We start from the raw sequence: 18309 nt of genomic DNA, 5'->3' as shown, positions 1-18309 counted from the left end.
TTCGCGCGGCCCGCGAGCGGCATCACGTCCGCGTCGTGGCCGACCGCGACGAAGCGGCCATCCTTGATCGCGACGGAGGTCGCGACGGGGTTCGTGCGGTCGAGGGTCGTGAATCTTCCGTTATGGAGGATCAGATCCGGTTGGGTGTCGGTCGTGCTCATCAATATGTCCTCGATGCAATCAGAAACCGAGCCAGTGACGGACCGGTGCGACGGCCGCCACGCCGATCAGCATGCCGGCCAGACCGACCAGCGCGATCAGCGGCGGTGCGGGCGAGCGCACCTTGATCACGCTGTACACGACGCCGATCAACACGCCGGCGCCCAATGAAGCCAGATACGATTCCATACGCCCTTCCCGACTGAATTAGAATGTGCCGCATTGCCGCCCGGGCGCCGTGCGTCGGCAGCCCGAATCGTTTCCGCCCGTTCGCTTCACTTCGCCGCCACGCTCTCCAGCCATGCAACATCTTCCCGATCTCGAAGCCTGGGCCATCTTCGCGCGCGTCGCCGAGACCGGTTCGTTCGCCAAGGCGGCCGACCTGCTCGGCATCTCGCAACCGACCGTGTCGAAAGCGATCGCACGCCTCGAAAAGCGCCTCGGCGCGATGCTGCTGTACCGCACGTCGCGCAAGCTGTCGCTCACGCCGACCGGCGAACTGCTGCGCGATCGCGCGATCCGCCTGCTCGCCGACGCCGAGATGATCGAGGACGAGGCCTCCGCGCACGCGCTCGAACCACACGGCCTCGTGCGCGTGAACGCGCCGATGTCGTTCGGGCTGCACCACCTGGCGCCGGTGCTGCCCGCGTTTCTCGAACGCTACCCGCGCGTCGACATCGATCTCGTGCTGTCCGACCAGTTCGTCGACATCGTGTCGGGCGGCTTCGACGTCGCGATCCGGATCGCCGAGCTGAACGATTCCTCGCTGCGGGCGCGTCGTCTGTGCGCGGTGCGCCGGCCGCTCGTCGCATCGCCTGCGTATCTCGATCGGCATGGCCGGCCGACCCATCCGAGCGAACTCGACCGGCACGTGTGCCTGACCTACACGAACATCCCGACGCCCGACTACTGGCGCTTTCGCCACACCGCGTCGAACGACGAAATCGGCATCCCCGTGCGCGGCCGCATCCGCACCAACAACGCCGACGTCATCGGCCCCGCGCTTCTTGCAGGCCACGGTCTCGCGCTGCAGCCGACGTTCCTGGTGTGGGACGCACTGCAAAGCGGCGAGCTCGAGGAAGTCATGCCCGACTGGAAAATCGCCGACATCAACGTCAATCTCGTCACGCCGCCCGGCATGCTGCGTGCCGCGCGCGTGACAGCGCTGCTCGAGTTCCTCGTCGAACATCTGTCGCACGCGCCGTGGGCACTGCCGCCCGTCTGAACGGGCGGCCCGTGCCCGTTACTTCGCCGGGACGGCCGGAATCGACTCGTGCGGCGTCGCGGTGCGCTGCGCGGCCTTGTGAACCATCGTGTACGCGTAGTCGACACCCATGCCGTACGCGCCCGAATGCTCCTTCGCGACCGCCATCACGGCGTCGTAGGTGTCGCGGCGCGCCCAGTCGCGCTGCCACTCGAGCGCGACCTGCTGCCAGGTGACGGGCACGACGCCGGCCTGGATCATCCGCTGCATCGCGAAGTCGTGCGCGTCCTTGGACGTGCCGCCCGACGCGTCGGCCACCATGTAGATTTCGTAATCGCCTTCGAGCATCGCGCTGAGCGCGAACGTCGTATTGCAGACTTCCGTCCACAGGCCCGACACGACGACCTTCCTGCGGCCGTTCGCGGCCAGCGCATCGCGCACCTTCTGGTCGTCCCACGAGTTCATCGACGTGCGTTCGAGCGTCTTCTGGTTCGGGAACACGTCGAGCAGCTCGGGATAGGTGTAGCCCGAGAAGCTGTCGCTTTCGACGGTGGTGATCGTGGTGGGGATGTTGAATGCCTTCGCGGCCTTGGCCAGCCCGACGACGTTGTTCTTCAACGTCTGGCGATCGATCGACTGCACGCCGAACGCCATCTGCGGCTGCTGGTCGATGAAGATCAACTGGCTGTTCTGGGGGGTGAGGACTTCAAGCTTCGGGTTGCTCATGGCGCGAATCATCCTTTGGACAGGAAACGTTTGAGGCTTGCCTCGACCGGAAACCGGGAGGAGCCGACTGTGCGTTACCCCGGAACGGCGTCTTCCGGTTGCAGCCATTTAATCGGAAAAGTCGCGGCTCGAACATCCAAGAAATGGAATCGATCGAATTCCGAAAGAGAGGGCTCTCGAAGGGCCATCCGCCCTTTTGTTCCACACGTAAACCCGATACGCTTCCAGCACGTTGAAGGCGCGCCCTTCGCCCCCGATCAGCCTATCACGAGAGGTTTTCACCATGAAACCGTATTTTCTGTCGCTGTCCGCAGGCATCCTCGCCGGCGTCATCTACGGCGCGCTCGGCGTGAATTCGCCGGCACCGCCGGTCATCGCGCTCCTCGGCCTGCTCGGCATGCTGGCCGGCGAACAGATCCTGCCGCTCGCGCGCCGGATGCTGTCCGGCTACCGGCTGAATACCGCGTGGCGCGACGCGCAATGCAGCCAGCACATGTTCGGCACGCTGCCGGGCGGCGCCGCGAACGACCGCAAGCCGTCGTGATGCACGGCTCATGAACAACGTCGAACTGTTTCATTACCTGCTGCTGTTGATCTGCGGCGCGGGCGCGCTCACGTGGCTCGCGGAGCGGATCTCGATTCCACCGGCCGTCGTGCTGCTGCTCGGCGGCTGCGTGGTGGCCGTCGCCGGCAAGCGCGTGCCCGACATGGACCCGGCGCTGCTGCTTGCGGCCGTGCTGCCGCCGCTGCTGATGTCGAGCGGTTTCTATACGGCGTGGAAGGAATTCCGGCACGAGCTCGGGTCGATCGCGTCGCTCGCGCTCGGCGCGGTGGCGTTCACGACGATTGCGGTCGCGCTTGCCGTGCATGCGGTCAATCCGGCGCTGCCGTGGGCCGCGTGCTTCACGCTCGGCGCGATCGTGTCGCCACCCGACGCGGTCGCCGCGAAGGCGATCCTGCAGCGCCATCCGCTGCCCGCCCGGCTCGTCGCGGTGCTCGAAGGCGAAAGCCTCGTCAACGATGCGTCGGGCCTGCTGCTGTATCAGATGGCCGTGTCGGCCGCGCTCGCCGTCACGATCACGACCGCGAGCGCCACCGGCCTGTTCTTCTCGCTCACGCTGATCGGCATCGCAGTCGGTCTCGCATGCGGTCATGCGATGTGCTGGGTGCTGCAGCGCCTGCGCGAGCCGATGCTCGGCATCGTCGTGACCTTCGCGATGGCGTGGGGCAGCTACGGGATCGCGGAAGCCGTGCACGGCTCCGGTGTGCTGTCGGTCGTGACGTGCGGCCTCGTGCTCGGCGTGCGCCAGCATCGCGTGTTCGACGCCGACATGCGGATCAAGGCGAAGGCGACCTGGGAAGCGATCGTGTTCGTGCTCGACGCGCTCGTGTTCATCCTGATCGGCCTCGCGCTGCACGCGATCCTCGCGCGCGTGAACCACGAAGGCGCGGTGCTGATGGCCGGCCTGCGCGTCGCGCTGCCGGCGACGGCCGCCGCGATCGCCGCGCGCGTCGTGTGGGTGTTCGCCGCGATGTGGCTGCCGGGCCGCCTGCGCGCGCCGCGCGCGGGCCACGCGCCGTGGTCGTGGCGCGAGGCCGTCGTGCTCGGCTGGTCCGGCATGCGCGGCGTCGTGAGCCTCGCGGCCGCGATCGCGCTGCCGAACGACTTCCCCGGCCGCGACCTGATCCTGTTCAGCACGTTCCTGCTGATCATCGCGACGCTGGTCGTGCAAGGCGGCACGCTCGCGCCGCTGATCCGCGTGCTGAAGCTGCGCCCGGCCGCGCGGCACACGATGTCCGAGCATGCGGTGCGCGCCTACACGTTCGGTGCGGCGCTCGCCGAACTCGATGCTCGCGAACAGCGCGGCTCGGGCCTCGAACGCGCATCGCTCGACCGGCTGCTGACCGAATACCGCAGCCGCGTCGCGTTCAACGAACGCGCGCACCGCGACGGCGCCGAACCGGCCGACGTGCGCGCGCGGATGCTGCGCGTCGAGCTGGAACTGGTCGGCGTGTCGCGCGACGCGCTGCTCGGCCTGCATCGCGACGGCCGGGTCGACGATGCGGTGTTGCACCGCATAGAATCCGAGCTGGATTTCGAGGAACTGCGGCTGCAGCGCCTGCTCGAACCGTAACGCCTCGCCTGCCCGGCCATGTCCGGCCGGCCCGTCTCCCCTTTCCCCACATGGAATTGCAATGAGCGAACTGTCCGTCGAAGCGAGCATCGGCTCCGTCGATTACCTGGTCCATTTCACCGACGGCGTGCATCAGTGGCGCGCCGACGAACCGGCGTCGCTCGGCGGCGGCGACACCGCACCGACGCCCGTCGCGCTGCTGCTGTCGAGCCTCGGCGCCTGCACCGCGATCACGCTGAAGATGTACGCGCAACGCAAGGGCTGGTCGCTCGCCGAAGTCCACGTGAAGCTCGCGCACGAATCGGGCAGCGCGGGCAGCACGATCATGCGCCGCATCACGCTCGACGGCGACCTGACCGACGAGCAGCGCGAGCGTCTGCTGCAGATCGCGAACGCGTGTCCGGTGCACAAGATCCTCACGCACCCGATCGCGATCGATACGGCCATCGCCTGACTCACCGACACCGAGAAACCCACCATGTCCGCATCGATCAAGACCCTGCTCACGCCGCGCGAGAGCGACATCGGCAACCTCGTCGTGCGCCGCGTGCTGCCCGCGCGCGCCGCCCGCCTCGTCGGGCCGTTCATCTTCTTCGACGAAATGGGGCCGGCCGTGCTGCCGGCCGGCAGCGGAATCGACGTGTTGCCGCATCCGCACATCGGCCTCGCGACCGTCACCTACCTGTTCGACGGCACGCTGATGCATCACGACAGCCTCGGCTTCCGGCAGAAGATCGTGCCCGGCGACGTGAACTGGATGACGGCCGGGCGCGGCATCGTCCATTCGGAGCGCTCGCCCGACGAGGACCGCCCGCATGAACAGCCCGTGCACGGGATCCAGACCTGGGTCGCGCTGCCGGTCGAGCATGAGGACACCGCGCCCGCGTTCGTGCATCACGCGGCCGACACGCTGCCGTCGTTCACGCGCGACGGCGCGCGCGTGCGCGTGATCGCGGGCACCGCATTCGGGCTCACGTCGCCGGTCGCCGTGTTCTCGCCGACGCTCTACGCGTATGCGGAATTCGCCGCGGGCGCGCAACTCGCGCTCGATGCGGAACACGACGAGCGCGGCGTGTATCTCGTCGACGGCGACCTCACGGTCGACGGCACGCCGCTCGCACCGGCGACGATGGCCGTGCTCGAACCCGGCGCGAACGTCGCGCTCGCCAGCGGGAACGGCGCGCGCGTGATGCTGCTCGGCGGTGCGCACCTGCCGGGCGAGCGGTTCATCGAATGGAATTTCGTGTCGAGCGAGCGCGCGAAGATCGAGGCGGCCCGCGACGCGTGGGCCGCGCAGACCTTCGGCAAGGTGCCGGGCGAGGAAAACGAGTGGACGCGCCAGCCGGCGCGCCGCGCGCAGTAAGCCGACAGCGTCGGCATCATCGATGCAACGCGGCCGGCATTCACGCCGGCCGCGTTGCGTTTACCGCTTCAATCCCATCAGCTTCGCGAGCACCGGCCAGCGGTCCAGCGATTCGACGAACGCGCGCCGCGCCTGCTCGTCGACGTAGCGTGCCGGATCCAGCGCGGGCAAGTGCCGCGCGAGGCCGAGCACGTCGTTCGGTTGCGACAGGCGATCGTCGTCGCCTTCGCCGATGTTTACTGTTCGTCGATCCATACGCCGTCCGGAGTCTTGACCGCATAGCCGGCGCTCGTCTGCACCGTCACCGTGCCTTCGTTCTCGCCGACCATCCGCGTGCGCGGCAGGTCGGCCGCATATTGTGCAAGCGTCACGCCCGGCTTGAACGGGCTGTTCGACACGAGGTTCGACAGCAGCTGCGCGAGCGCGAGAAAGCTCGTCGGCTGGTCGATCACCGTCGTCGTCCCGTGATTGCCGGTGAAGCCGACGAGTCGCACGCCGACCGGCCCGTGAACGATGCGCGGCGTCGGAATCTCGCGCAGGCCCGCGACCTGGTTCTTGTCGCCGCGCAGCGCGGCGCCGTGCTCGGGCACGAACACGATCACCGCGCGCCGGCCCGACTGCGCGATCAGGTCGGCGAGCCGGTCGAAGTCGTTCATCAGCCTGGTCGCGCGCTGCGGATACGAATCGATGCTGGTCAGCCCACTCCCCACCACGCGGTTGCCGTCGTGCAGGCTGATCGTGTTGTAGTACAGCGCGACCGGGCCCGGCACCGACGCGCGCTGCGCGTACCAGCTCGCGAGCGTGCCGTAATCGTCCTTGATCGCGGAGCCGTCGAACGCATGCATCGCGACCGGCGCGGCGGCGTTCGAGATCATCGGCGCGTCGGGCACGCCGATATTGTCGTGAATGACCTGGAGGAAGTTGTCGAAGTGGCCGTCGTGGTTCAGCAGCGACTGCACCGTGTAGCCGGCGGACGCAAGTTGCGAGAACAGGTGGCACTGCTGCGGCGCCGGCTTGTACAGGTCCGCATGCGCTTCCTGCCCGCAGCTCGCGCGCAGCACGCGGATCGCGGCCGGGCCGCTGTAGCTCGCGGCCGTGCTGAAGTTGTTGAACAGGTAGTCGAAGTGATTCAGCATCGGGTGGTTGCGCACCTTCGCGGCATCGAGGTCGTCCCACGACAGCGAGCAGACGTGCAGCACGATCACGTCGAACTGCGCGGCCGGGTCGTTGCCGAGATGACCGAACGCGACCTGGCGCTGCGATTCCTGCGCGCGGAACGTCGCGAGCGCCGCGTTGTGATCCTCGGGCTGGCCGGCGCGCGCGCCCGTCGCGTCGGCCTGCTGCGGCAGCGGCGCGACGACGCGCGCCATCAGCCCGTTGCCGGCCTGCCACAGCGGCATCACGATCAGCACGGCGAGCACGAAGGTCGCGACACGCACCCAGCGATTGACGACGAAATAGACGATCAGCACGCACGCGACCGTCAGCACCAGCACGGGCGGCAACAGGCGCGGCAGCAACTCCATCCAGTAATCGAGGCGGAATGTGCCGACCTCGCGCGCGGCTTCGGCGAGGCGCGCGAGCGGCGGCGCATGCATTTCGCGCGCGAGCAGCGGCACCGCGATCGCGATCGCGACGAGCTGCCGCACGATGCGCCACGCGCGGCGCCGGATCGGCGCGCTCACCGCGAGCGCCAGCGCGAACGCGAGGTTCGCGAGCCACAGCGGCTGCAGGTGGCCGGTCGCGAACAGCGCGAACTTCAGGATGAAATACAGATTCCAGAACGTCATTTGAACCACTCCGTGATGGGCGCCGCGTCAGTCGCGCGCCCGATCGAGCTTCGGCGCCAGCATCGACTGCACGCCGCGCGCCGCGCCCTTCCACATTCGTACGTAACCGTCCAGGCCCACGCGCAGCACTTCCTTCAGCCCGCGCAGCGGCGTGTCCGCGCGCGCGCTGGCGTGCCAGTCGAGCCACGCGTCCGCGCGGCCGAACGTGCACTGCACGAGCTGGCGCTCCTGCTCGAGCGTCAGCGCCTCGAAGCTCACGCCGACGTGCGTCGGCGTCACGCGGCTCACGCGCACCGGGAACGGGAACGGCCGGTCGCCACGCGTCACGCACACCGTCAGCGTGTCGCCGACCGCGAGCGGCAGCCCCGGCACCGCTTCGAGGCCGAGGCCGCCGGTCGAGTAGTCGCTGGTGAAGCAAGCGGCCGTCGACCCGTCGGCGAGCAGCAGCGTCGCCGGCACGCGCATCGCGATCCGGTGCGTGACGCGCACCTGTTTGGTCTCGCGCGCGACGGCCAGCGCGGCGCCGAGCATCGCGAGGTTGTAGACGGTCCAGCCGAGCGTGATCAGGATCGTCGACGCCTCGTCGCCCTGATCGGCCGCGAGCCGCCACACGCCGGCCGCGATCGCGAGCACGTTCAGCGCGAACAGCACGAGGTACGGCTTCGACGTCGACCAGTCGACGTAGCCTTCGTCGATCTTGCCGCCCTTGTCGGTCACGTTGAACTTGCCGTGCTTCGGGCTGAAGAACGCGACGGTGGTCGGCAGCGCGATGTACCACGCGAGCACCGATTCATAGACCTCGGCCCAGAACGAATGGCGATAACGCCCCTGCATCCGCGAGTTCGCGACGTTCGCGAGCACCAGGTACGGGATCACGTAGCTCGCGAGCGCGATCGACGACGCATTGATGAAGTACAGGTGGAAGAACAGGTAGGCGAGCGGGATCGTCAGGAACACGAGCCGCGGGATCCCGTAGAAGAAGTGCAGCATCGCATTGCCGTAGCAGATCCGCTGAATGAAGCCGAGCCCGCGCCCGAGGAACGGATTGTCGATGCGGAAGATCTGCGCCATCCCGCGCGCCCAGCGCGTGCGCTGCTTCACGTGGCCCGCGAGGCTCTCGGTCGCGAGGCCGGCCGCCTGCACGGTCGGCAGGTAGGCCGACGTGTAGCCGCGGCGATGCAGCTTGAGCGCGGTGTGCGCGTCCTCGGTCACGGTCTCGACGGCGACGCCGCCCACCTCCTCCAGCGCGCTGCGCTTGAGCACCGCGCACGATCCGCAGAAGAACGTCGCGTTCCACAGGTCGTTGCCCGACTGCACGAGTCCGTAGAACAGGTTGCCCTCGTTCGGGATCTCGCGAAACGTGCCGAGGTTGCGCTCGAACGGATCGGGCGAGAAGAAATGGTGCGGCGTCTGCACCAGCGCGCATTTCGGGTCGCGCAGGAACACGCCCATCGTCGTCTGCAGGAACGAGCGCGTCGGCACGTGATCGCAGTCGAAGATCGCGATGTATTCGCCGTGCGTCTTCGGCAGCGCGCGGTTGATGTTGCCGGCCTTCGCGTGGCGATTGTCGTCGCGCGTCAGGTAGCCGATCCCCGCTTCCCGCGCGAACGCCTCGAACTCGGGGCGGCGGCCGTCGTCGAGCAGATACACGCGCAGCTTGGCCGTCGGCCAGTCGATGCTCTGCGACGCGAACACGGTCGGCTTCACGACCGACAGCGGCTCGTTGTAGGTCGGGATATAGATGTCGACGCTCGGCCAGCTGTCGGGATCGTCGGGCAACGGCACGATCGGCCGGTCGAGCGGCCATGCGGTCTGTATGAAGCCGAGCAGCAGGATCATCCACGTGTAGGCTTCGGCACCGTACAGCAGGTAGCCGGCGAACGCCTCGACGGGGCTGCGGAAATCGAGCGTCTGGGTCGTGCGCCACCACACGTAGCGGACCGTGGCGAGCAGCGCGAGCGACGCGAGCGCGAGCGTCGGCAGATGGCCCTGCAGGCGGCGCAGCGCCAGCGCCAGCACCGCGACGATCGCGAAGAACGCGAACTGCGCGCCGGGCATCAGCGGCGACATCCCGGCCGCGGCCCACATCAGCGCACCGGCGATCAGCAACAGCGGCGCGAGCCAGCGGTGCCGGCCGACGCCGTGCGCGCGCGCGTCGAGCCAGCCGCCCCAGCGCGCCCACGGCAGGCGCCCGAGCAGCGCGTCGAGGCGGGTGCCGAGCGCGCGCGCCGCGACGTAGACCGGCACGACGAACGTGTCGAACCATGCAAGCGGGTCGCGCGCGGGCCGCTCGTCGGCCGCGCGCGGCGCGCGCACGATCGCGCGCCACAACCATTCGCGCGGGCTCAGCGGCTGCAGCACGCCCCACTCCTGCGCGAGCCACAGGAAGGCAACGCGCGCCCGGCGGCGCACGGGATCGGGCCGGCCGGGCGGCGGTGCATGGAAGAACAGCCGCACGAGCCAGTCGAGCAGCGTGCGCTGGGCCGGCAGCCCGATCCCGCGCGCACACCAGTCGGTCGCGCGCCGGGCCGCGGCGCGCCAGCGCGACGCGAACGCGGCCTTCATCGCCGCGCTCCCGTGCGGCCGGCCGCGGCCGCCGCGAGCCACGCGTCGACCCAGTTCGCGACGCCGTTCAGGTCGTGCGACGCCTGCGAATACGGCGCGTCGTCGAAGATCCAGGTGCCGCGCGCGAGCGTCTCGGGCACGGCCGCATCGACGTGAATCCGCTGTTCGAGCATCGACGCCGGCCCCGCGACCGCGCGCAGCATCGCGAGCGCATCGCGCTGCATGTCGCGCGCCGGGTTCAGCCGGTTCACGACGATCTGCAAGTCGCCGCCGCCGGCCCGCAGCGCGTCGAGGCGCGCGGCGACCGTCGCGCACGCGGCCGGTTCGGGCGGCACGACGACGAGCGTCAGGTTGGCGCGGCGAATCGCCTGCTCGGCCTGCGGCGACGGATAGCGCGCGGTGTCGACCAGCACGACGCCGTCGGCCGGCAGCGCGATCTCGTCGAGCGCGCGCGACAGCCACGCCGGATCGGCCGCGAGCCGCGCATCGCAGGCGGCGGCGCCCGCTGCGTCGACCTGGCCATACGGCACGAACAGCACGCCGTCGGCATTGCGCCACGTATGCGCGTGCCATGGCGCGGCGTCGCCGGCGTCACCGAGCAGGCTGTGCGCGAGCCCGTGCTCGGCCAGCGTGTCGAGACCGAGCGTCGCGCCCATCAGGTTCTGCGCGTCGAACTCGACCGCGACGACCGGCCGGCCGCGGCGCGCGAGCAGCACCGCGAGCGCGCCGGCGAGCGTCGTGCGGCCCGCGCCGCCGGTGGTCGACGTGACGGCGATCGTCTTCATGGCGCGGCCTCGTCGGTACGGCCGGCTTCGGGCAGCAGGCGCCCGCGCAGCGCGACCGGCACGAGTTCGCACGGCACCGCGTCGCGCCGGTGCAGCCCGCGCGGCGCATGAAAACCGCGGCCGAGGCCCAGGTGCTGCGCGACGATCCACACCGGCACCGCGATCGCGATGCCGACGACGAATCCGATGACGAGTTCGGCGATCATGCGCCCTCCGGCTTGCGCAGCGGCATCGCGCTGCGGATGGCGCCGCGCGTGCGCGCGACGGGAAATTCGGCGGATGGTGGCGGCGTATCTGCGGCCCGCGTGGCGTCGCCGGCGTGCGGCGCCGCATCGGCATGCGCGTCGACCGTCCCGGCCGCAGCGACTCCGGCGTCCGGTTCGGCGAGCGGCGCGACATCCTCCGCGCGTTCGATCGGCGCGCGCGCGGCGCCGGCCGGCTTCGCCGCCGCGAACAGGTCGCTGTAGTCGGCGATCGGCGCGCGCCGGTTCTCGGTCTTCAGCGCATCGAGCTCGGTGTCGATGCTGCCCTGTCCGAGACACACGACGCGATCGGACAGCGTGTCGACCGGCACGTCGAAGATCCGCGTCAGCGCGTCATCGGCATCGGCCGGCTCGCACGCGAACAGGAACACGTACAGGTGTCCGGCATCGGCGGTCGCGACGTCGCCCGCGCGGCGCGGCCGGCAGTGCCGCAGCGCATCGACGTGCGACACGCCGGGCAGCAGCGCGATCTTCGCAAGCGTATGCGGCAACGCGAGCACGGCGCCGCGATCGAGCACCGCGCGAATCCGCAGGCAGAAGGCGCCGACCGGCAGGTAGCCCAGCACCGAATCGCCGAGCGCGGCCGCGAGCGCCGCACGATAATCGGCCGCGACGGGCCGCGCATAGAGCTGCCCGCGCAGCGCGTTGACGGCCGCGTGCACCCGCGACACCGGCAGGTCGCGCGCGACGACGCGATTCGCGCCGACGCTCAGCACCAGCATCTCGAACTGCTGGCGCAGCACCTCGCCGCGCTCGACGACGGCGATCTTCAGTGCGCCGCCGGATTGCCGGCGCAGCGTGTGAACGGCCGCGCACAGCGCCTCGAGCTGCGCGTGCGTGCGGAATGCCAGAACCGCGGTCGCGGCCTGCGCATGCGCACAGGCGGCGACGACCGCCGCGTTGTCGTCGACGATTTCCCAGCCGGCGGGTACGCGGCTCGTTTCGTCGAGCACCGCGCGGCTGACGACGACGCGATCCTCGTCGGTCGCGAGCTTCATCCGGCGCGACGGCTCGACGGCGGCGCCGTCGACGATCGCGGCGAGCCGGCCGCTCGGCGCGAACCGCAGCGGCCGCACTTCACCGGCCGCGAGCGTGTCGCCGGCACGCCAGAAATCGACGACCCACAGCAGCTCGCCGTGCGTGCGCTGCAATTGCGCGACGCCCGAGCACACCCCGTGAAAGCCGCTGCGCGGCGCGCGATTCGCATCGCGCACGAGCGGCGGATCGTCGGTATCGAGGTCGGCGCCGGTGCGCACGATCTCCGGATCGACCAGCAGCACCAGCGCGATCCGGTGCGTGCGGCACCAGTCGGCGAGCGCGTGTGCCTCTTCCGCGAGTGCCGCCGGATCGCCCCAGCTGAACCAGCGCTGCGCGCCTTCGATGAAATACAGCGAGCGTGCGCGAAAGCCGTAGCGCTTCATCGCGCGCAAGCCGCCCGTGAGCCGTGCGAACGGACCGGGCGCCGCATGGCGCGGCGCAGCGGGTTCGCGCGCGGCATCGCCGTCGGCCGGCTCGTGCGCGGGCGGCATCGCCAGCACGTTCAGGTTGCGCGGCCAGCCGGCCGGCTGCGCGCCGCCCGCGAAACCGCGCGACGCCATCTGCGCGGCGACGCGCGCCGCGTCGCGCGCCAGCACGACCGTCACGTCGCGCGTGCGCGACTGCCGCGCGCTTTCCCACACCAGCGCGTCGCACGCCGGCGTGCCGGCAGCGGCATAGATCGCGTACAGGCCGCCCGCTTCCAGCTGCGTCCACGTATCGGGCAGGCCGTCGATCGCGAGCCGGCTCAGCGGGCCGGCGCGGCCACCGGCCGGCCCGGTGCGCAGCAGCGCGCGCAGGCGGCCCAGCAGGCCGGCGGCGCCGAGCGCGGGACGGGTTGCATCGATTTCCGTATTCACGCGCTTCCCCCCGGGTCTGCTTGCATATGGAACGCACACGCGTTGCCACGAGAACGGCCGCTCGCGAGGCGTGGGACGCCGCGAATACTGGCCGTATTCGCAAGGAGCGCAACACGGCGAGCGGCCGTTCTCGTGGCAACCCCAAACCAAAAAGTCGTTCCAGGGGAACGCCCGAAATCGCCTGCATGGCGGCGTCGCTCGTCGCTTGTTTGGCTCGGCCAAACGGCGCTCCTCACTTCTTGCCCTGCAGGCGATTTCGGGCATTCGCATGTACGTTCCATATGCAAGCAGCCCCTAGTAATCCGAATAAAGCCGCACCGGCGTCGGCGTGACGAGCCAGCTGCGCTCCGCGCGTGCGTCGAACGCATAGCGCAAGTACACGAGCGCCGAACTCGGCGCATAGTCGTGCGACCGGTCGACGTGCAGCTGCGCGCCGACGCTCAGGTGCGGATTCACGCGATATTCGACGATGCCGTTCACGCCGTACGAGAACGACACGCCGCGCGTCGAACTGCCCGCATAGACGAGCCCCGCCGCCTCCTGCGCGGCGCGCTGGTTCGCGAAGGTCGGGTAGAACAGCGAATCCTTTTCGTAGCTGTTCGAGATCCCGGCCGTGACGGTCAGGTCCCATGACAGCGCGTCGCGCCGCCCGGCCCACTCGATCGGCACGCCGAGCGACAGGTAGCGCTGCGGGCTGTAGTAACCGCCCTGCCCGTACGTGTAGTAACGCAGGTTCTGCGCGTAGTGCCACGCATTGCCGACGAGCCCCGTGCTCACCTTCATCGTCGCGCGTTCGTACACGGGCACCGTGAAGCCGGAGCGCAGCGTGACTTCCGCGTTGCGCTCGACGTTGCGGCCGGACAGCACGCCCGCGCCGAGTTCGGCGAACAGGTTCACGCGCCCGACGTCGACCGCCGCGCGCAGGTTCACGCCATCGCGACGCACGCCGCCCCATACGGCCCCGGTCCACGGATCGCGCATCCCCGCATACGACAGCACGCTGCTCGTCTCCGGCCGGCGCGACGCGTTCACGGTGAAGCTCGCCGGCCCCGCGTCGAAGCGGTAGCGTACGCCGCCGACCAGGTAATGCACCGGGAAGCCGAGCGGCGACGTGCCGAGATCGACGCGCCATGCGTCCGTGCGATAGCCGGCGCCGAGCGCGACGCCCGTCATCGGCTGATGCAGGTCGCCCGGCGGATGCGCGATCGACGCGGCGGCCGACGGATTCGCGGCGAACGGCGCGGGCAGCCCGATCGGCGTGTTGAGCGCCGCGTAGGTCCCGAACGTCTTCAGCGAATACGCGTTCGGGTCGCTCGTATCGAGCGTGCCGGCGTCCAGATGCACGGTGTCGAGCTGCAGGAACGCATGCCCGTCGTAGCGCACCGGCATCTGCACGTAGATCGGCACCTGCTGCGCGCGGTACGCGGAAATCCCTTCGTCGCCCGACTTGTACGCGGGCAGCCAGCCGATCTCGATCTCGGGATCGCGCCGCTGCGCGAGATCCGCGAACGCGGCCTGCGCGGGCGTGCGACCGTCGCGGCCCGGGCTCACGCCGCTCGTGCGCTCCTGCGACAGCGACAGCCGGTACAGCGATGCGGCATCGTCGTAGCGGCCCTGCGCCTCGGCCACGCGCCCCGCCGCGACCGTCACGTCGGCACGCGCCGGGTACGCGGCCTGCAGCGGGTCGATCACCTGCGCGGCTTCGTCCGGGCGGCGCAGCGCGTTCAGCCGGCGCACGACCGACAGCCGCGTATCGACGTCGTCGTCCGGCGTGCGCGCGAGCACGGCCTGCACGCGTGCGAGCGCGGCCGCGCGGTGGCCGCTGTCCTCGTCGATGCGCGCGAGCGCGAGCTGCGTATCGGCATCGTCCGGCGTGCGCGCGACGACCGGCGCGAGCGCGTCGCGTGCCGCGTCGTAACGGCCCTGCGCGCGTTCGAGGTCGGCCAGTTCGAGTGCGTAGCGCTTGTCCGCGCGGCCGGCCAGGCTCGCCCGGTCGAGCAGCGTGCGGGCGCGCGCATAGTCCCGTTGCGCGATCGCGTCGTCCGTCTGCCGCAGCACGAGCCGCAGCGACTGGTCCTCGATCCGCGCGGTCTGTGCCGGCGTCAGCGCCGGCTCGCGGCGCAGCGCGTCGAGCCACGCGGCGAGCGCGTCGTCGCGCCCCGCGCTGCCGAGCAGGTCGCCGTAGCGCAGCCGCACGTCGGGATCGGCCTCGCGCGGATGCGCGGCGATCCAGTCGCGCAACGGCGCAAGGCCGCGCTCGGGTTCGCCCGCGTCGATCCACTGCGCGCCGATCGCGGCCAGCATGTCGGGATCGTCCGGCGCGCTCGCCTGCGCATGGGCGAGCGACGCGGCGAAGGCCGCACGATCGCCACGGCCGAGCGCGCCGCGCGCGCCGGCCAGCGAACCTTCCGCGTCGAGCTTGCGTGCGAGCGCACGCATGCCGTCCGAACGTTGCGCATCGTCGACGCCCGCGAGCGCGGCCTGCGCGCCCGCGATGTCGTCGAGCGAGTTGCGATACAGCGCGGTCGCATAGCGCATCTCGGGCGTGTCGCTTTGCGCGAGCCCGTCGTCCATCACCGTGCGGCCGAGCTGCGGCAGCCCCATGTCGCGATACAGCCGCGCAAGCGCGAAGCGCGTCCACGGCGCATCGGGCGCCGCGCGCACCGCCGCTTCGTAGCGTTGTGCGGCCGGCCCGCGTTCGCCCTTGTCCGCCAGCGCGCGCGCCTCGCTCGCGAGCAGGTCGGCGCGCAGCCCGTCGAGCGCGTGGCGATCGTCGCGGCCCGTCACGCGGCTCTGCAGCGCGTCGAGCAGCGGGCCGATGCGATCCGCGCGGCCGGTGTTCTCGTACAGCGTCGCCGTGCCGCGCACCGCCGACAGGTTCGGCGAACGTGCGGCCAGCAGTTCGCGCAGCAACGGCTCCGCGCGCGCCCAGTCGCGCTGCGCGAGCAGCGCATCGGCAAGCTGAAGCTTCGCGTCCGGGCTGTCGGGCTGCATCGCGAGCGCGGCGCGCGCCGCGCGCTCGGCATCCTGCGGCCGTCCGGCCGACGCCGCCGCGCGCCCTTGCGCGATCAGCCCCCAGAACTGCGCGGTGCGCGCGAGGCTCTGCCACTTGCCGCGCTGGTCGGTCGACAGCGCCGCGGCGCGCGTGAACAGCGCGCGCGCTTCGTCGTGCCGGCCTTCGCGCAGGCGCAGCAGGCCGAGCCCGCCGACCGCATCGGCATCACCCGCGCGCGCCTGCGCGGCGCGCGCAAGCAGCGGATCGGCGCCGCTCAGATCGCCGCGCGCGAGCGCCTGCAAGCCACGCTGTTGCGCGATGTAGCCCGGATCGCGCTCGAGCAGCCGCTGCGCGTCGCGCTGCCGGTCGAGTGCGGCGGCGCGATCGCGGAATTCGGTGTCGTCCGAGACGAGCGCGAGATAGGCACGCAACGCGTCGAGATAGGCGGGATCGGTGCCGGCGGACTGCAGCACGCGCCGCCACACGGCCATCGCTTCCGTATGGTCGGCGTCGGGCCGCTTCGCGAGCGACCACGCGATGCGGTTCGCCTCCGCACGCGTGTCGTCGCGCTGGTTCAGGAGCCGCGCGAGCGCCAGCGCCGCGTTCGAATCCTGCGGGTCGGCCGCGACCGCGCGGCGCAGCGCGGCGACCGCCGGTTCGCGGCCGCCCGGCGCGTTCGCGACGATCTGGTAATACTCGGCGCCCAGCGCACCGGACGGCGCGCCGTTCGGAAACAGCGCGACGATCCGGCGGGCCGCCTCGTCGGCGCGGCCGCTGCGTGCGAGCAGCCGGATCTGCGCCATCTCGCCGCGGCCGCTCGTCGCGACGCGGTATTCGTCGGCCGCGCGGCGCGTGTCGGGCGCCGCCGGCGCGCGCAGCTGCAGGCGCGCCAGCGTGGCCTGCGCGCCTTGCGCGTCGCCGAGCCGCAGCAGCACGCGCACCTGCTCCGCGAGCAGTTCGGAATCGTCCGGCGCGATCAGGAGCCCCTTGCGCAGTGCGTCGCGCGCGAGGTCGTCGCGATGCTTGGCGCCCCACATGCGGGCGGTCGCGAGCTGACGCCGCGCGTCGGGCGACGTGGCCGAGGCCTGCGCCGACACGGCATTCGGCGCGACGGGTTTCGTCGCCGCGACGGCGACGGTGGCCGGCGCCGCCGCGGAGACCGACGACGCGAGCCACGCAAGCCCCGCGACACGCCGCGCGCCGTGCTTCATCGGGCCGCGCATGAACGGCCCTCCCAGCGCGCATCGAGCGACCCGTCCGCGCCGAACCGGTAACGGCCCTCGCGCCAGCCGAGGCCGAACAGCGTCAGCACGCTCGTGTAATAGCCGGGCGCCGACTGGCGCGCGAGCGCGTCGACACGGGCCGCCTGCGCATCGGCGAGCGCATGCTGACCGCGCGCGTCGAGGAACGGCACGGCCGCCGCCGAGAAGCCGCCGTTGCCGTCGTTCGGCCCCGCGACGCCGGTCGTCGTATCGACCTTCTCCGGCGGCGCGCCATGCGCGGCGATGTAATCGGCGAACGGCGCGAAGCGCGCGAGCAGCGGCGCGGCGAGCGGATCGGCGCGATCGAGCATGCCGGCCCACAAATACACGCGTATCGCGTTGTACGCGCTTTCCGCGTGGGTCTGCGGATCGGGCGCGAAGCCGGCGCCGGCGCGATACAACGCCCAGTCCGGCGCAAAGCCCTTGGGCGCGGTGTCGAGCAGCACGCGGCCGGTGCTGGCCGCGAGCGCGGCCCAGCGGCGATCGTCCGGCAGCCGCGCGGCGAGCCCGCGGATCACCTGCGGCGGCGAATAGCTCGGGTTCACGCGCCATCGACCGTCGGCCAGCTTGAATCCGGTCGGTCCGGGCAGCAGCGTGAGGCCGAGGCCCGGCACGCTGGCCGTCTCGTCGTCGAGCACGCGCTTCGCGAGCAGCGCGCCGCGCGCCGTATAGCTGCGCTCGCGCCACAGCCGTCCGGCTTCGACGAGCGTGTACGCGATCCACAAGTCGGCATCGGACGCCGCGTTCGCGTCGAGCACGCGCCACGCGCCGTCCGGCGCGCGGCCCCACAGCCACGCCGGCAGACGGGCGCTCAGGTCGCCCTGCGCGAGGTTGTTCTCGGTCCATGCGAGGATCGTGTCGAACGTGCGCCGGTCGTTCGCGACGAGCGCGAAGAACAGTCCATACGCCTGCCCCTCCGATACCGTGCGCGAATCCGTCGAGCCAACGTCGATCACCCGGCCGTCGGCCGACACGAAATCGCGCTTGAACGCGTCCCAGCGCGGCCACGCCGCGCCGCACCGCACGTCGGCCGTGCCGCCTTGCGCGGCCTGCGCGCGCCCGGCGGCGCCGGCCGCCGCGCACACGGCCGCGACGGCCAGCACGAGCGTCGTGCCGACCCGCCGCGCCGGCTGCGTTGCCCGTCGCCTTGCGAATGCCCACGCCATC

Annotated in this window: 15 protein-coding genes; 5 read left to right on the top strand and 10 right to left on the bottom strand. The window is 71.1% G+C overall.

Translation table 11 applies throughout. The features are described 5' to 3' along the window. Window positions 1–180: 180 nt before the first annotated feature. A complete protein-coding gene (locus WS46_RS17230; protein ID WP_059691222.1) occupies window positions 181–348 on the bottom strand; it encodes a DUF1427 family protein in 168 nt (55 codons plus the stop codon). A gap of 112 nt (window positions 349–460) precedes the next feature. Here WS46_RS17230 and WS46_RS17225 point away from each other — a divergent pair, with 112 nt between their 5' ends. Next, complete coding sequence (locus WS46_RS17225; protein WP_059691221.1) at window positions 461–1384, top strand: LysR family transcriptional regulator; 924 nt, start codon at window positions 461–463, stop codon at window positions 1382–1384. A gap of 18 nt (window positions 1385–1402) precedes the next feature. Here the strand turns inward: WS46_RS17225 and WS46_RS17220 are convergent, their stop codons facing one another. Beyond that, on the bottom strand, window positions 1403–2089 hold the full coding sequence (locus WS46_RS17220) for a hydrolase (protein ID WP_059691220.1): 687 nt from the start codon (window positions 2087–2089) through the stop codon (window positions 1403–1405). Window positions 2090–2372: 283 nt separating this feature from the next. Here WS46_RS17220 and WS46_RS17215 point away from each other — a divergent pair, with 283 nt between their 5' ends. The 4 genes from WS46_RS17215 to WS46_RS17200 all read left to right on the top strand — a co-directional run bounded on the left by WS46_RS17215 (window position 2373) and on the right by WS46_RS17200 (window position 5587). Further along, window positions 2373–2633, top strand: a complete 261-nt coding sequence (locus WS46_RS17215; protein WP_059691219.1) for a DUF1427 family protein — start codon at window positions 2373–2375, stop codon at window positions 2631–2633. Window positions 2634–2643: 10 nt separating this feature from the next. Continuing rightward, window positions 2644–4224 (top strand): sodium:proton antiporter, encoded by a 1581-nt coding sequence (locus tag WS46_RS17210; protein ID WP_059691218.1) that lies wholly within the window; start codon window positions 2644–2646, stop codon window positions 4222–4224. A 61-nt stretch (window positions 4225–4285) separates the two neighbouring features. Beyond that, a complete protein-coding gene (locus WS46_RS17205) occupies window positions 4286–4678 on the top strand; it encodes an OsmC family protein (RefSeq protein ID WP_059691217.1) in 393 nt (130 codons plus the stop codon). Window positions 4679–4702: 24 nt separating this feature from the next. Then, on the top strand, window positions 4703–5587 hold the full coding sequence (locus WS46_RS17200; protein WP_059691216.1) for a pirin family protein: 885 nt from the start codon (window positions 4703–4705) through the stop codon (window positions 5585–5587). Between the two features lie 60 nt (window positions 5588–5647). Here the strand turns inward: WS46_RS17200 and WS46_RS17195 are convergent, their stop codons facing one another. The 8 genes from WS46_RS17195 to bcsZ form a co-directional block, all read right to left on the bottom strand. Continuing rightward, complete coding sequence (locus WS46_RS17195; RefSeq protein WP_059691215.1) at window positions 5648–5842, bottom strand: hypothetical protein; 195 nt, start codon at window positions 5840–5842, stop codon at window positions 5648–5650. Beyond that, entirely contained in the window at window positions 5824–7377 is a 1554-nt protein-coding gene (gene bcsG, locus WS46_RS17190) for a cellulose biosynthesis protein BcsG (protein ID WP_059691214.1), read from the bottom strand. The genes WS46_RS17195 and bcsG overlap by 19 nt, the downstream gene beginning before the upstream one ends. Before the next feature lie 27 nt (window positions 7378–7404). Further along, window positions 7405–9942 (bottom strand): UDP-forming cellulose synthase catalytic subunit, encoded by a 2538-nt coding sequence (gene bcsA / locus WS46_RS17185; protein WP_059691237.1) that lies wholly within the window; start codon window positions 9940–9942, stop codon window positions 7405–7407. Next, complete coding sequence (gene bcsQ / locus WS46_RS17180; protein WP_059691213.1) at window positions 9939–10727, bottom strand: cellulose biosynthesis protein BcsQ; 789 nt, start codon at window positions 10725–10727, stop codon at window positions 9939–9941. The genes bcsA and bcsQ overlap by 4 nt, the downstream gene beginning before the upstream one ends. Continuing rightward, window positions 10724–10933, bottom strand: a complete 210-nt coding sequence (locus WS46_RS17175) for a hypothetical protein (RefSeq protein ID WP_059523325.1) — start codon at window positions 10931–10933, stop codon at window positions 10724–10726. The genes bcsQ and WS46_RS17175 overlap by 4 nt, the downstream gene beginning before the upstream one ends. Beyond that, window positions 10930–12885, bottom strand: a complete 1956-nt coding sequence (bcsE, locus tag WS46_RS17170; RefSeq protein WP_059691212.1) for a cellulose biosynthesis protein BcsE — start codon at window positions 12883–12885, stop codon at window positions 10930–10932. The genes WS46_RS17175 and bcsE overlap by 4 nt, the downstream gene beginning before the upstream one ends. A 294-nt stretch (window positions 12886–13179) precedes the next feature. Then, on the bottom strand, window positions 13180–17103 hold the full coding sequence (locus WS46_RS17165; protein ID WP_059691211.1) for a cellulose synthase subunit BcsC-related outer membrane protein: 3924 nt from the start codon (window positions 17101–17103) through the stop codon (window positions 13180–13182). Next, window positions 17088–18308 carry a cellulose synthase complex periplasmic endoglucanase BcsZ gene (bcsZ, locus tag WS46_RS17160; RefSeq protein WP_059691210.1) on the bottom strand — a complete coding sequence of 407 codons (1221 nt, stop codon included), beginning with the start codon at window positions 18306–18308 and terminating at the stop codon, window positions 17088–17090. The genes WS46_RS17165 and bcsZ overlap by 16 nt, the downstream gene beginning before the upstream one ends. Between the last annotated feature and the right edge of the window lies 1 nt (window position 18309).

The organism is Burkholderia sp. RF4-BP95, assembly GCF_001521985.1.
Lineage (GTDB): Bacteria > Pseudomonadota > Gammaproteobacteria > Burkholderiales > Burkholderiaceae > Burkholderia > Burkholderia diffusa.
This window is presented reverse-complemented; position numbering and strand designations above follow the sequence as displayed.

Bases quoted from the DNA above. Each gene is read 5' to 3' on its own strand.
- WS46_RS17165 (WP_059691211.1), bottom strand. From the start codon at position 17,103: ATGCGCGGCCCGATGAAGCACGGCGCGCGGCGTGTCGCGGGGCTTGCG.
- WS46_RS17225 (WP_059691221.1), top strand. From the start codon at position 461: ATGCAACATCTTCCCGATCTCGAAGCCTGGGCCATCTTCGCGCGCGTC.
- WS46_RS17210 (WP_059691218.1), top strand. From the start codon at position 2,644: ATGAACAACGTCGAACTGTTTCATTACCTGCTGCTGTTGATCTGCGGC.
- bcsZ (WP_059691210.1), bottom strand. From the start codon at position 18,308: ATGGCGTGGGCATTCGCAAGGCGACGGGCAACGCAGCCGGCGCGGCGG.
- bcsA (WP_059691237.1), bottom strand. From the start codon at position 9,942: ATGAAGGCCGCGTTCGCGTCGCGCTGGCGCGCCGCGGCCCGGCGCGCG.
- WS46_RS17215 (WP_059691219.1), top strand. From the start codon at position 2,373: ATGAAACCGTATTTTCTGTCGCTGTCCGCAGGCATCCTCGCCGGCGTC.
- WS46_RS17195 (WP_059691215.1), bottom strand. From the start codon at position 5,842: ATGGATCGACGAACAGTAAACATCGGCGAAGGCGACGACGATCGCCTG.
- WS46_RS17205 (WP_059691217.1), top strand. From the start codon at position 4,286: ATGAGCGAACTGTCCGTCGAAGCGAGCATCGGCTCCGTCGATTACCTG.
- WS46_RS17220 (WP_059691220.1), bottom strand. From the start codon at position 2,089: ATGAGCAACCCGAAGCTTGAAGTCCTCACCCCCCAGAACAGCCAGTTG.
- bcsQ (WP_059691213.1), bottom strand. From the start codon at position 10,727: ATGAAGACGATCGCCGTCACGTCGACCACCGGCGGCGCGGGCCGCACG.
- WS46_RS17175 (WP_059523325.1), bottom strand. From the start codon at position 10,933: ATGATCGCCGAACTCGTCATCGGATTCGTCGTCGGCATCGCGATCGCG.
- WS46_RS17230 (WP_059691222.1), bottom strand. From the start codon at position 348: ATGGAATCGTATCTGGCTTCATTGGGCGCCGGCGTGTTGATCGGCGTC.
- bcsG (WP_059691214.1), bottom strand. From the start codon at position 7,377: ATGACGTTCTGGAATCTGTATTTCATCCTGAAGTTCGCGCTGTTCGCG.
- WS46_RS17200 (WP_059691216.1), top strand. From the start codon at position 4,703: ATGTCCGCATCGATCAAGACCCTGCTCACGCCGCGCGAGAGCGACATC.